Here is a 13179-nt window from a genome sequence, read left to right as displayed (position 1 = left end):
CGAGGTGCCCAGCGAGTACTAAGAAAGCGTGACGAAGTTGTGGTCCGAGTTCTTCAAAGAGCCATGGTGAGACTGTGAATCGCCTGCGATTATCGTTTCTTGCCAGCCTTTCACCGGCTGCCTAAACTGGTCGGATGTTACGAACCCCCCTTTACGAGACGCACAAATCCCTCGGCGCGCGGCTGATCGACTTCGGCGGCTGGGAGATGCCCGTCATGTATCGCGGCATCGTCGAGGAGCATGTTCACACCCGTACGGCCAGCAGCATCTTCGACGTCTCCCACATGGGGCGGCTGTACCTGACCGGCAAGGACGCCGAGGCGGTGTTGCAACACGTCTGCACGCGGAACGTCGGGAAGCTCAAGGTCGGGCGCAGCGGGTACAGCCACGTGTGCAACGAAGCGGGAGGGATTCTCGACGACGTGATCGTCTCGCGTTATGAAGACAAATGGCTGATGGTTTGCAACGCGGGCAATCGCGAGAAGATCGTGGCGCATCTGACGAAGCACCTGGCCGGCCGGGACGTGAAGCTGGACGATCAGACGGCGTCGTCGGTCATGTTGGCGGTGCAGGGCCCGGCGACGATGGACCTGTTCAAGAAGCACATGCCGTTCAAGATAGAAGACATGGGTCGCTATGGGTTCATCAGCGGATCGTACATGGGACAGAAGTACAGCATCTTTCGCAGCGGCTACACCGGCGAGGACGGGCTGGAGGTCGTGCTGGGATCGGGGCTGGGCGTGCTGGCGTGGGACTTTCTGACGAAGGACGGCGGGGTCGATCGCGTGACGGTGAAGCCGGCTGGGCTGGGCGCGCGGGACACGCTTCGGCTCGAAGCGGGCATGCCGCTGTACGGGCACGAGTTGAACGAGCAGATTGATCCGCTGTCGGCGGGTTGCGGCTGGTGCGTGGATTTGGAGAAGGAGTTCATCGGGGCGGCGGCGCTTCGGAAGATTGCGGCCGAGGGGCCGCGCCGGAAGATGACGGGGCTGGTGCTGGAGGGTCGTCGCATCGCGCGGCAGGGGTCCAGGGTGCTGGTGGGCGAAGCCGAAGCGGGCGAGGTGACGAGCGGCACGTTCAGTCCGACGCTGGAGAAATCCATCGCGATGGCGTACGTCGATTCGGCGGCGCTGTCGAGCGGTGCGGCGCTGTGCGTCGATGTGCGCGGTGAGCGAATCGGGGCGACGGTCGTGGCGCTGCCGTTTTACAAGCGGGCGAATTAAAGGAGCTGGAGCGGAGCGAGCAACATGAGCGTACCAACGGATCGACGATACCTTTCCTCCCACGAGTGGCACAAGCTCGAGGGCGACATCTGCACGATCGGTATTACGAAGTTCGCGGCCGACGAACTGACCGATATCACCTTCGTTTCGTTGCCGAAAGTCGGCGCGACGGTGACGGCGGGCAAGCCGTTCGGCGAGGTGGAGAGCGTCAAGGCGACGAGCGATTTGTATGCTGGCGTGAGCGGCACGGTGACGGAAGTCAACACAAAGTTGAACGATTCGCCGGAGCTGGTGAACAACGATTCGTTTGACGGCGGCTGGATGATCAAGGTGAAGGTGTCCGACGCGGCCCAGCATGCGGCGCTGCTGTCGGCGGGGGATTACGAGAAGCAGTTGGGGTAATTGCTATGGCGTGGGGATTGCCCCACGATCCCTGGCAACAGGGGCTCGTGCCTGCCCTGCATTGCCAATTCTCTCCCGTTGCCCGACGATATTCGGATGACTAGAACATCCCCATCGCCGCGGCTGCAACCGGCCGCGAGGGAGAAGTCCGCACCCATGTCCTTGTCGTCCAGTTCCACCGGCCCGGCCGCATCTGGCGGGCGCTCGCACGATCTCGAACGAATTGATCCCGCCGCAACATTTGTTCCGCGTCATCTCGGCCCGCGTGACCGCGACATCGAGGAGATGCTCGCCGTCGTCGGCTGCGGGTCGCTGGAGGCGCTTTGCGACGAGACCGTGCCGTCGGACATTCGCCTGAAGAAGCCGCTCGCGATTGGTCCATCGCGCACCGAAGCCGACGTGCTTCGAGAATTGGCCGGTCACGCCGCGCAGAATCGCGTGATGCGTTCAATGATCGGCATGGGTTACTACGATTGCATCACGCCGCCGGTCATCCTGCGCAACATTCTTGAGAATCCCGGCTGGTACACGCAATACACACCCTATCAGGCGGAGATATCCCAGGGCCGCCTCGAAGCATTGCTGAACTTTCAAACGATGGTCGCCGATCTCACCGGCCTGCCGCTGGCCAATGCATCGTTGCTGGACGAGGCGACGGCCGCCGCCGAGGCGATGCACGTGTGCCGGTCGATCGTGGGCGAGTCGCAAGAGCGGAATGTCTTTTTTGTCGCCGCGGATTGCCACCCGCAGACGATTGCGGTGGTGAAGACCCGGGCGCAGCCGCTGGGGATTGAAGTGGCCACCGGCGATCCGGCCGACTTTTTCCGGTCGAAGGATGCGGTCCGGATGAAGTCCCTGTTCGGGCTGTTGCTGCAATATCCGACAACGGACGGGCGAATCGAGGATTATCGCGGGCTGACGGCGTGGGCGCATGAGTTCGGGGTGCCGGTCGTGGCCGCGACGGACCTGCTGGCGTGTGCGCTCATCGAGCCGCCGGGCGAGTGGGGGGCGGACATCGCCGTCGGGTCGGCACAACGGTTCGGCGTGCCGATGGGTCTGGGCGGGCCTCACGCGGCGTTTCTGGCGACGAAAGATGAATACAAACGTCTGATACCCGGGCGCATCATCGGCGTCTCGAAGGATGCCCACGGCCGGCCGGCGTATCGGCTGGCGATTCAAACGCGCGAGCAGCACATCCGCCGTGAAAAAGCGACGAGCAACATCTGCACGGCCCAGGCGCTGCTGGCGATCGTGGCCAGCATGTACGCGGTCTATCACGGCCCGACGGGGCTGCGGCGAATCGCCCATGGAATTCACGGGATGGCCGCTCGTTTGCGCGAGCAGCTTGCGGCGCTGGGTTATTACCTGCCGGCGAGCCGATTCTTCGACACGATCACCATCCATCTCGACGATCAGCGCTATTACACCGGCTCGCCCGCGACGCTGGTGGATGCCGCCGCGAAAGCCGGGATCAACCTTCGCGCGACCAGCGCGGTCAACGTGTCGATCTCGCTGGACGAGGCGACCACGGAGGACGATATCACGCGCCTGGTCGATGCCCTTGCATCGGTGGCGAAATCCTCCGCGCGCGGCAGCGCGATCTCCCCTTACAAAGCGACATCCGCCGAATTGCCGCAACGAACGTCGGCCTATCTGACGCATCCCGTCTTCTGTTCCTATCACAGCGAAACCGAGATGCTGCGTTACATGAAGCGACTGGAGAACCGCGATCTCTCCCTGGCCCACGCGATGATTCCGCTCGGCTCCTGCACGATGAAGCTCAACGCGACGTGTGAGATGATCCCCGTGACGTGGCCAGCCTTCGGCGCCTTGCATCCGTTCGCCCCGGCGGATCAGTGGCGCGGGTATCAGGCACTGTTCGAACAGCTTGAGGCCTGGCTGGCGGAGATCACGGGCTTCGCCAAGGTCTCGCTCCAGCCCAACGCCGGTTCCCAGGGCGAATACACCGGCCTGCTGGTGATTCGAGCCTATCACCGGGAGCGCGGGCAGGTGAATCGTGATGTTTGTCTTATACCGGAGTCGGCCCACGGCACCAACCCCGCCAGCGCCGTCGTCGCCGGGTTCACCGTGGTGCCCGTCGCCTGTGACGCCGCCGGCAACATCGACGTGGAAAACCTTCGTGCCAAGGCCGCCGAGCACACGGATCGCCTCGGCGCCCTGATGGTGACTTACCCCTCCACGCACGGCGTCTTTGAAACCGCCATCCGTGAAATCTGCGACATCGTTCATCAGCATGGTGGTCTTGTCTACATGGACGGCGCGAACATGAACGCCCAGGTCGGCCTCTGCCGTCCGGGCGATATCGGCGCCGACGTCTGCCATCTGAACCTGCACAAAACGTTCTGCATCCCTCACGGCGGCGGCGGACCCGGCATGGGACCCATCTGCGTCACGGCCTCACTCGCTCCGTATCTTCCCTCGCACCCGGTCCTCCGGCCTGATTCCGCCGGCGAGAAGGCGATCGGCGCGGTGGCGGCCGCTCCGTACGGCAGTCCGTCAATCCTGCCGATTTCGTGGGTCTACATCGCCGCGATGGGCGGCGAGGGCCTGACGCGCGCGACGCAGGTCGCCATTCTAAATGCCAATTACATGGCACGACGATTGGAGAAGCACTACACCGTGCTTTATCGCGGCAGAACCGGGCGCGTGGCGCACGAGTTCATTCTCGACTGCCGCCCCTTTGAGAAGACGGCCGGTGTAAAGGTCGAGGACATCGCCAAGCGGCTGATCGACTTCGGCTTCCACGCCCCGACGATGTCCTTCCCCGTTCCGGGCACGCTCATGATCGAGCCGACCGAGAGCGAATCACGCCAAGAACTCGATCGCTTCTGCGAAGCCATGATCGCCATCCGCGAGGAGATTCGAGCGATTGAAAACGGCGCGATGCCGCGCGACGACAACCCCCTCAAAGGCGCGCCCCACACTGCCGAGGCTGTGGCACGGGACGACTGGCCACACACGTACCCGCGGGAGCAGGCTGCCTACCCGCTGCCGTGGGTGCGGAATCACAAGTTCTGGCCGGCCGTGGGGCGGATTGACAACGCCTACGGTGATCGGAACCTATTCTGCACCTGTCCGCCGGTATCTGCTGGGTAGACGTTTTTCGGGATCTTCCGTAAGCGGCCTCTGCACAAGCAGTTACATCGGTTTCGCTTGTCGGGGGGAGTTCGAAGATCGCCTGGTATGGCCGGCGAATTTGCCGTGTGTTCGTGGTTGGAATTCTTGACTTACTGCCATGTTTTTCGTTAACATGAGGGTGACACGTGGACGCGTGCGAGGGCTGCGCAGCTCCAATCGTGTTGGTTGGATGAGAAAAGAAGGTGAGCCATGAAAACGCAATGCATTGGTACGTCGCTTGTACTCGCAATTGCCATGGCGGTGTTCTCGTCTGGCAGCGCAAGCGTGCAGGCGCAATTGCTGATGATGCCGGACTCAACCAACAATCGCTTGGTCACGTTCGACGCCAACGACGGTTCGGTTGTGAATACGAACGTGTTCCCGCTTCTGGGAGGCACACCCATTCACGCCATGCTTGTCGGTAGTGAAATCTGGGTTTCCGAGCAAGTCGGTGATCGGGTCTCTCGCTTCGATCTCGCCGGCAACGTGCTGGGGCAGCTCGGCACGGCCGGCCTGGACAACGTCCGCGGCATGGGCCAGTTCGGCGGCAAGGTCTATGTGACCAGCACGGGCACCGCTAACGGCGCGCCCGGTCGCCAGGTCCGCATGTATGACACCGCGGGAAATGAGCTGGGCTTCTTCCTGACGCCGTTGAGTTCGGGCTTTCATGTCCTGCCGCACCAGGGCGGCCTGCTTGTTTCGTCCGACTCCGCGAACGATGACATCCATCGCTATGACTTGAGCGGCAATTCGCTCGGCGCGTTTCACAACAGCACCGGCCTGAACTTCGCCGAGCAGATGGACTACGCGACCAATGGGGACATCCTCGTGGCTGCGTTCTCGTCGAATCTGGTTGTCCGGCTTGACCCGAACACCGGCACGATCCTCGGCAGCTTCGCCGCGTCGGGCGCCCGGGGCGTTAAGCAGCTTGGCAACGGCAACATCCTGTGGACCAACAGCGCTGGCGCGCATGTGTACAACGTCGGAACCGGCACCAGTACCCAGGTGTACGCGGGGGGCGGCCGATTCATCGACGTGATTCCCGAGCCGACGACCGCCAGCCTGCTGGCGGTGCTTGCCGGGTTCGTTCTGGTTCGCCGGCGTCGATAGCCGGCCGGCAGTCCAAGAGGGGTTCATTCGTTCAAGGCCTGGTCTTTTCGACCGGGCCTTTTTCTTTTGGCGTGTTCGGAATGGGCCGATGAAATCGGGGTGAGCAATCGGCCGGACCACACGCCGCATCCGACTTGACGACCGGTTGCGGTCGAATTACAAATAGGTGCTCGGTTTGGGAGTCCCGAACCAGGATATTGCGGGTGTAGCTCAGTGGTAGAGCGTCACGTTGCCAACGTGAATGTCGTGAGTTCGAATCTCATCACCCGCTTTGGCTGATCCGCCGTCGTGTTGGCGCCGCGGCTCGGCGGTCGAAAAAACGATAGCACCGCAGGGTACCGACCGTTTCACCTGGTCAGGCGTTGGCTGCGGATGCGTGTGCCCCGGGGAGATCGACACCAGGAGTCGGTCGGGCGTCAAACGCCTGACCGGCTTTTTTTGTTGCGCGGGCGCGCGGGCGAACGGCCCGTCGACCGGCAGACAGGAGGCGTGCGATGGCGGCAAAGGGAATCACCGGTTCACAGACCGAAGGCGACCGCGCGACGGCGGATGACGCCGAGGAGGAGCAGGACCCCAAGTCGCTGATGGCCAGGGCGATCGACGTGAGAGTGGCCGACGCCGGCGTGTTGCGGAAGTGTCTGACGGTCACGGTACCGCGCGATGCGATCGATCGCGAGCTGGACAAGGAATACGGCGAGCTGACGCGCGAGGCGATCGTTCCGGGATTTCGGCGTGGTCGCGCGCCGCGGCGGCTGGTCGAGAAGCGTTTCGGCGGCGAAGTCGGCGCGCAGGTTCAGACGCGCATCGTTTCGAATGCCTATCTCGCCGCCATTGAAAAGCAGGACCTGAAGGTGCTCGGCGATCCGCTGATCTGGGCGATTCCGAAGGACAAGCTGGGCGATCCACAGGCGAAAGAGCAACTTGTCGAGATGACGACCTACCTCCAGAGCATGAAGCTGCCGGCCGAGGGTTCGCTCCAGTTCCGCTGCGAGGTCGAGGTTAAACCGTCGTTCGAGCTGCCGAAGCTCGAAGGCGTGGAGATCGAGAAGCCGCAGGTGGAGATCACCGAGGACGACCTTAACGAGCAGGTCGACCGTCTGCGTTCGCGTCGCGGACATTTCGCGCCGGTGGTGGACGGCAAGGTGGAGTCGAACGACATCATCGTATGCGATCTCCTCATCACCGTGGATGGGAAGGAAATCAAAAAGCAGGAAAACATCACCCTGGCGGCCCGGGCGCAGCGCATCGAAACGGTCGCGTTCGAGGATTTCGGCGAGACGATCAAGGGCGCGAAGGTCGGCGACTCGCGCACGCTGGAAGGGACGCTGGGCGACGACTACGACGTGGAGGACGCACGCGGCAAGAAGGCGAAGTTCGAGATCAAGATCAACGACATCAAGCGCCTGCAATTGCCCCCGCTGGACAAGGCCTTCCTGGAGAGCTTCGGCTTCGATTCCGAGAAGGACCTGCGCGAGCATCTCCGCCGCCAGATGGAGAGCGAACTGTCAACCGCCATCCGTCGCGGCATGCGCAGCCAGGCGCGGAAGTACCTGCTCGCCAACACCAAGCTGGACCTCCCCGAAGGGTTGAGTTCGCGAACGGTGGAGCGTGCCGTCCTGCGTCGCATCGTCGATCTTCAGCGGCAGGGCGTACCAATGGAGGAAATCGAAAAGCACGCCGACGAGCTGCGCACCAGCGCGGCGGCGGAGGCACTCGACGAATTGAAGCTGCACTTCATCCTCGAAGACATGGCCGAAAAACTGGAACTGGAAGTCTCCGAGGAGGAGCTGAACGCCCAGATCGCGTCCATCGCCCAGATGTACGGCCGCCGATTTGACCGGGTGCGCGATGATCTGATGAAGAACAACGGCATTGAATCGTTGTACCTCCAGATTCGCGATGACAAGTGCCTGGACCACGTCATCAAGCATGCCGTGGTGAAGGAGACCAAGCCGGACATCAAGGGCAAGGTCGAAAAGGCCGAGAAAGCAGCCAAGGCCAAGCCCGAGAAGGCAGAAAAGGCCGAAACGGCCGAGAAGTCCGACAAGGCGCCGGCCGCCAAGAAAGAGGCCAAGGCCGCCGCTCCAAAGCCCGAAAAGAAGAAGGAAGCCGGCGGCGATGCGGCCAAGCCACCGCGCAAACCGCCGTCGAAGAAATAGCCGAGCCGTCTCTGATTTTGGGGCGACTATGATCCCGGCCATCATGTCCGGGTTGATTGAACGAAGGGCAAAACCATGGATGGAACCAGAAGCGCGGCGATGGGAATGATTCAGCGGCTCATGCCGGACACCTTTGCGCAGAGCGCGCCTTATCAGCGCATCCGCGAGATGTCCATCGAGGACATGCTCCTGGAGAACCGCATCATCTTCCTCGCCGGGCCGATCAACGATCGCACGGCCAGCCTCGTCATCATGCGATTGCTCTATCTTCAGAGCATCAAGAAGGACCAGGACATACACCTGTACATCAACTGCCCCGGCGGCATGGTCGATCAGACCCTCGCCATTTACGACACGATGCGATTCCTCACTTGCGACATCGCCACGTATTCGATCGGGCAGGCGGCCAGCGGCGGCGCGGTCATCCTGACGGCCGGCACCAAGGGCAAGCGCTTTGCCCTGCCCAACAGCAAGATCATGCTGCATCAGCCGTGGGGCGGCATCACCGGTCAGGCCGAGGACATCCGCATTCAGGCCGAAGAGATCCTGCGCGACAAGCGCAAGCTCAATGAAATCCTGGCGAAGCACACCGGCATGACGCCGGAAAAGATTGAAGAAGAGACCGAGCGCGATCGATTCATCGAGCCGGCCGAGGCGGTCAAGTGGGGCCTCGTCGATGAGATTCTCGATGCACCTGGCAAGAAACTGGAAGAGAAGAAGTAGCGCAACGGAAGGCAACGCACGCGAGCGAAGGAGTGCCGACGATGGCGATGAACAACAACCTGATTCCGTTTGTCATCGAGAAGACAGGCCGGGGCGAACGGTCCTACGATATCTACTCGCGGCTGCTGAAAGACCGCGTCGTGTTTCTCGGCGGGCCGATTGATGACGAAGTGGCGAACGTGATCGTCGCGCAGATGCTGTTCCTCTCGAACGAGGATCCGCAGGCCGACATCCACTTTTATGTGAACTCCCCCGGCGGCAGCGTTTCGGCCGGTCTCGCGATTTACGACACCATGCAGTTCCTCCGCTGCGATGTGGCCACCTACTGCGTGGGCGTGTCGGCCAGCATGGGAGCGATCCTGCTGTGCGGTGGCGCCAAGGGCAAACGCTACGCCCTGCCCAATTCGCGCGTGCTGCTGCATCAGCCGCTGATCGGCGGCGTCATGCAAGGCGCCGCCACGGACCTGTCCATCGAGGCGAAGGAGATTCTCCGCCTGCGCGACGTGTTGTACGGCATCATCCGCAAGCACACCGGCGCCGACATCAAGAAGATCGAGAAGGACTGCGACCGCAATCTTTGGCTCGACCCGGTGGAAGCGACCGAGTACGGTCTGGTGGACAAAATTCTCGAACGCCAGCCCGAAATGGCGCGGCGCTCCAATTCCGACGAGGACTAGAATCGATTTCACCCCCCCTTTCCCCCTGGGGGAGAGGTCGGGTGAGGCGGAAATGTGGTTCAAACGAAATGATTCACCCTCAACCCAACCCTCTCCCTGGCAGGGAGAGGGAGTCTTGAAACAGCTTGTTGCGAGTCTGATGCTTCATTTCGACGATCAACGAGCCGCGGGCTTCAGCCCGCGTGGCGCCGCGAAGATCGGTGCCTGCCGGATGCGCCCTCACCTGGCCGGCGCGATCGCTTTCGGATTGGCGCTCGCCGGTTTCGGTTGCGACACCCGGACCGACGCGCACATCACCCAGATTCAGGAGCTTGAAGACAAGCTCGCGGCCCAGGGACGATCGCTCGCCGAGAAGGACGCCGCGCTCGCGCAACAGGCCGCGGAGATTCAACGCTTGCGCGGCATGGATGACCGCGCCCGATTCGACCGGCTCGTGCGAGTCGATCGCATTGACCTGGATCGCTTGTCGGGCGCTTATGACGAAAACAACGATGGAGTTCCGGACGGCATCGTCCTGTACCTCCGCCTGTACGACGCAGAGAACGACGTGCTTAAGGCTGCCGGTTCCCTCCGCGTTGCCCTTTACGATCTGTCGCTTCCGGATGGCCAGCAGGCGCTGATCCGGATGGACTATTCGGCGGATGAACTCAAGCCCCTTTGGTTCGGCCGTTTCATGACTTCACACTACACCTTGCGTCTGCCCTTCGGGCCCGCGTTTCGCAGGCCCGCCGGACAGACCGTTACCGCCGTGGTCGTCTTTACCGACCTGCTCACCGGCCGCTCATTCGAAACCCAAAGGGCGCTGCCCGCGCAGGCTATCGTGGCGTCGGACATCCGCTGACGCATTGGAATCCATCCACGAGTGTTTCGTCGGCCCCAGGTCGAAAACCTGGTTTTCAGCATCGAGAACAGGGAATTTGCCAACTTAAATGGCCTTCCGTCGCGCTGTTCGTCAATGCACAGCGCGCTCCATTTCGCCATCCAGCGGTGGCTTGCAGGGAGGTGGGGGGTGGCAATCGCCAGTATTGTTACAGGCATGAATGATCCGATAACAGGGATAAAGCTTGGTTTGGTCGCGGTTTGCGCTGATATTATCGGCATCCGCAAGGGAGGATGCCCGAAGCGGAAAAGGTTGCCAAGCGAAGATGGCAAGATCGTGCGTGGCGTCACTTCATCTGCGGTTCGAGAATCGGATGCAGGAGCGCGACGCAGAAATGGAAAACCGGAGATGGCGCATGGATTGTTGAAATCCGTGTGAATGAGGTGAAACGCTCGTGAAGACCTGCCCAGCGCCCAGTGCCGCCACGGAATCTCGCATTCGCCTGGTCTCCACCGATCCAACGGTCCGCCCGGGAGTTCGCGGCGTTGAACAAGACTTGACGATCATCGGGTCGAGTGACGGTTGTGAAATCGGTCTTTCATCCAGCCGGGTCGACGCGGCGCATACCGCGATCCTGCGAATTGGAACCGCGGCGTATGCGTGCGATCTGGGTGGCGCCGGCGGAACGATTGTGAACGATCGTCGCATCCGTTTCGAGCGGTTGACCGACGGCGCGGTCCTGAAGATCGGTCCATTTTCCTTCTGCGTCGAGTTGTCGGAGTCGAACGCAGGCAACGCGGCTTACGGGACGTTCTCGTTGCGCGACGATCGCACCATAGGCGAAGTGTCCAATCGTGAGCCGATGCTGTTGATCGGGAGCGACGCCGCGTGCGACGTTGTGCTGGCCGATCCTTCCATCGGTCCGCGCCATGCATTGATCGCGTGGACGACGAATGGTCCGGTGCTTCGGGATCTGGTGGGAAGTTTCAACGTTCGTCGCAATGGTCGGCATGTGCGGCAGTCGAATTTGAGCGATGGGGATCGGATCGGCATCGGTCCGTATGAGTTGTCATTTTCCTGCGCAGCACCGTCGATTTCGGCGGCAGTCGAGCGATCCGCCGTCGCGGAAAGCGACGTTCCGCGTGGTGCAGAAGGCATCACCAGCCTCGCCGAAATTTTAAGTCAGATGTCGCACGCCGATACGCCGTGGCCTGATTCGATCTTGTCCGGTGCGGGCGGAGGGAAGGCGCCGGGTGAGACGATGGACGAAGCCGGATTCGCGGAGGCCATTGCCGCGGCAACGGGGCCGATCCATGGCGCCGACGTGGGAGACGAATCGGCCGGTTCGGTCGACGCGGGGGATGCGAGTGATGCCGTTGTGTCGGCACGGCTCAAGGTCGTCAACGAAAAGAGCGAGCGACTCAAGGCGCGCGTGGCAGCCGCGCAGCACGCACTCGATGAGCGTGCGAAGAAGCTGTGGGACGGCCTCTCGAAAGAGCGCGAGCGGTTGAGCAGTTATCACAGCGAATTGCAGAGCAAGGCGCGCAAGCTGCTGGAAGCGGCGATGCAAAAGCGTGAGGCGCTCCAGGCGCAGACCGGCGCGATCGCCCCGAGCCAATCCTCGGAGCGCGCCGAGCCGGTGCCGCCGCTGATCGACCGCCGAGAGGTGGAACGCGTCTTCGGCGGGACCTTTGAGCCGGCCGACGCCACGGAGCGAAACGCGGTAGCGACGGAGCAGGCGCTTGGAGGAGCGTCGAGCACGGCACCGGGCGCCTCCGGTGCGGCGCAGCCATTTAACGTGATCTCGGCCGACTCGCTGGAAGCGCAGGCGGCGGAGCTGGCGTCGCTGGTTCGCGCCGAACGAACCGAGGTGGACGAGACGGACGCGCGGCTGGAGGCATTGCGATTTGACATTGAGCGGCTGCGGAGCCATCTGGTCCGCGCCGAGGAACGACACCGCGTGCGGCGCAAGGAACTGGACGAGCGTGTTCAGACGCTTCGCCGTGCGCACCAGGCGTTGGCGGGCGAGCACGAAGCCCTGATGAATCGATTGCGGCAGGTCGAGGCGAGGCAGGCGACGGTGAACAGCAGCCTGGCCGAGGCCGAACAGAGTCAGTCCGAGCTTGCTGCGGAGGCGCAGCATCTCGCTGCGACGCGTGATGAGTTCGAGTCGCGCCGCGCCGAGCTGCGTCAGACGCTGGAGTCGGAGCGGTTGCGGTTGCAGATGCGCCAATCGGAGATGCAGCGTCGCGCGGCGGAGCTGGCGCGGATGGCCCGCGAGCGGCGGCAACAGATCGAGGAGCAATTGGCGAAGCAACAATCGGCCCTGGAGGCGCGCGAGCGCGAGATTCGGGCACAACGCCTGGCGATTGAGGAAGCGGGGCGATTCGAACTGGATCGCACGGCCGGCGAGCTGGAAAAGGTGCTCAACGCGCGCTTGGCGGAGATCGAGCGCGAGATTCAATCCCGCCAGAGCGGCTTGAGTTCGTGGATGAATGCGTTGTCCGGTGGCGCGCCGCTGGACGATGAAGCGACGGTCCGTTCGATTGCAGCCCCGTCGCCGAAGATCGAGGCGACGCCCTCGAACGCTCAATCCGGCCCAGCCGAGACTTACGAATTCGGCGCCGAGACTCCTGTTTCGGCGGCGATGGAGCGCGGCCGACTTTCCGATTTGCAGCGCGAGATCGAAGGCTTGCAGGACGCCATCCGCGGGATACCGCAGGTGACGCCTGAAACCGGTCCGATCAACGGTGCGACCGACGCCGCGCAGCGGTCGCGCTGGCCCAGCGAGTTGAAGGCGCGGTTGAGCGAGAAAATCGCTTCGTTGCGCGTTCAAGTTGCGCCCGACGGAAAGAAACCTCTGGAACCGATTCCCTTGGAAGGAGAGGGTTCCTGACGCGAGCAACACGCTCGGGGTAGCCCATGGA

10 protein-coding genes and 1 tRNA gene are annotated in these 13179 nt (G+C 62.6%); all 11 read left to right on the top strand.

The window, feature by feature from the left end:
- Nucleotides 1–134: 134 nt before the first annotated feature.
- The 11 genes from gcvT to HRU71_03510 all read left to right on the top strand — a co-directional run bounded on the left by gcvT (nucleotide 135) and on the right by HRU71_03510 (nucleotide 13148).
- A complete protein-coding gene (gene gcvT, locus HRU71_03560; GenBank protein QOJ02619.1) occupies nucleotides 135–1223 on the top strand; it encodes a glycine cleavage system aminomethyltransferase GcvT in 1089 nt (362 codons plus the stop codon).
- 24 nt (nucleotides 1224–1247) lie between these two features.
- Nucleotides 1248–1625 (top strand): glycine cleavage system protein GcvH, encoded by a 378-nt coding sequence (gene gcvH / locus HRU71_03555; GenBank protein QOJ02618.1) that lies wholly within the window; start codon nucleotides 1248–1250, stop codon nucleotides 1623–1625.
- Nucleotides 1626–1781: 156 nt separating this feature from the next.
- Entirely contained in the window at nucleotides 1782–4742 is a 2961-nt protein-coding gene (gene gcvP / locus HRU71_03550; GenBank protein ID QOJ02617.1) for an aminomethyl-transferring glycine dehydrogenase, read from the top strand.
- Between the two features lie 231 nt (nucleotides 4743–4973).
- Entirely contained in the window at nucleotides 4974–5873 is a 900-nt protein-coding gene (locus HRU71_03545) for a PEP-CTERM sorting domain-containing protein (protein QOJ02616.1), read from the top strand.
- Between the two features lie 199 nt (nucleotides 5874–6072).
- Nucleotides 6073–6144: transfer RNA gene (locus HRU71_03540), tRNA-Gly, on the top strand.
- A 223-nt stretch (nucleotides 6145–6367) separates the two neighbouring features.
- Nucleotides 6368–8032, top strand: a complete 1665-nt coding sequence (gene tig / locus HRU71_03535) for a trigger factor (protein QOJ02615.1) — start codon at nucleotides 6368–6370, stop codon at nucleotides 8030–8032.
- Nucleotides 8033–8131: 99 nt separating this feature from the next.
- A complete protein-coding gene (locus HRU71_03530; protein QOJ04908.1) occupies nucleotides 8132–8755 on the top strand; it encodes an ATP-dependent Clp protease proteolytic subunit in 624 nt (207 codons plus the stop codon).
- 47 nt (nucleotides 8756–8802) lie between these two features.
- Nucleotides 8803–9432, top strand: a complete 630-nt coding sequence (locus tag HRU71_03525; GenBank protein QOJ04907.1) for an ATP-dependent Clp protease proteolytic subunit — start codon at nucleotides 8803–8805, stop codon at nucleotides 9430–9432.
- Nucleotides 9433–9571: 139 nt separating this feature from the next.
- A complete protein-coding gene (locus HRU71_03520; GenBank protein QOJ02614.1) occupies nucleotides 9572–10273 on the top strand; it encodes a hypothetical protein in 702 nt (233 codons plus the stop codon).
- A 168-nt stretch (nucleotides 10274–10441) separates the two neighbouring features.
- Complete coding sequence (locus tag HRU71_03515) at nucleotides 10442–10690, top strand: hypothetical protein (GenBank protein ID QOJ02613.1); 249 nt, start codon at nucleotides 10442–10444, stop codon at nucleotides 10688–10690.
- A 16-nt stretch (nucleotides 10691–10706) separates the two neighbouring features.
- On the top strand, nucleotides 10707–13148 hold the full coding sequence (locus HRU71_03510) for an FHA domain-containing protein (GenBank protein ID QOJ02612.1): 2442 nt from the start codon (nucleotides 10707–10709) through the stop codon (nucleotides 13146–13148).
- The last annotated feature ends 31 nt before the right edge of the window (nucleotides 13149–13179 follow it).

It is taken from the genome of Planctomycetia bacterium (genome assembly GCA_015200345.1).
In the GTDB taxonomy this organism is placed as follows: domain Bacteria; phylum Planctomycetota; class Phycisphaerae; order UBA1845; family UTPLA1; genus PLA3.
The sequence above is the reverse complement of the archived record's forward strand: the minus strand, read 5'-3'. Positions and strand labels throughout refer to the sequence as shown.

Bases quoted from the DNA above. Each gene is read 5' to 3' on its own strand.
- gcvT (QOJ02619.1), top strand. From the start codon at position 135: ATGTTACGAACCCCCCTTTACGAGACGCACAAATCCCTCGGCGCGCGG.
- gcvP (QOJ02617.1), top strand. From the start codon at position 1,782: ATGTCCTTGTCGTCCAGTTCCACCGGCCCGGCCGCATCTGGCGGGCGC.
- gcvH (QOJ02618.1), top strand. From the start codon at position 1,248: ATGAGCGTACCAACGGATCGACGATACCTTTCCTCCCACGAGTGGCAC.
- HRU71_03545 (QOJ02616.1), top strand. From the start codon at position 4,974: ATGAAAACGCAATGCATTGGTACGTCGCTTGTACTCGCAATTGCCATG.
- HRU71_03520 (QOJ02614.1), top strand. From the start codon at position 9,572: ATGCTTCATTTCGACGATCAACGAGCCGCGGGCTTCAGCCCGCGTGGC.
- HRU71_03525 (QOJ04907.1), top strand. From the start codon at position 8,803: ATGAACAACAACCTGATTCCGTTTGTCATCGAGAAGACAGGCCGGGGC.
- tig (QOJ02615.1), top strand. From the start codon at position 6,368: ATGGCGGCAAAGGGAATCACCGGTTCACAGACCGAAGGCGACCGCGCG.
- HRU71_03530 (QOJ04908.1), top strand. From the start codon at position 8,132: ATGGGAATGATTCAGCGGCTCATGCCGGACACCTTTGCGCAGAGCGCG.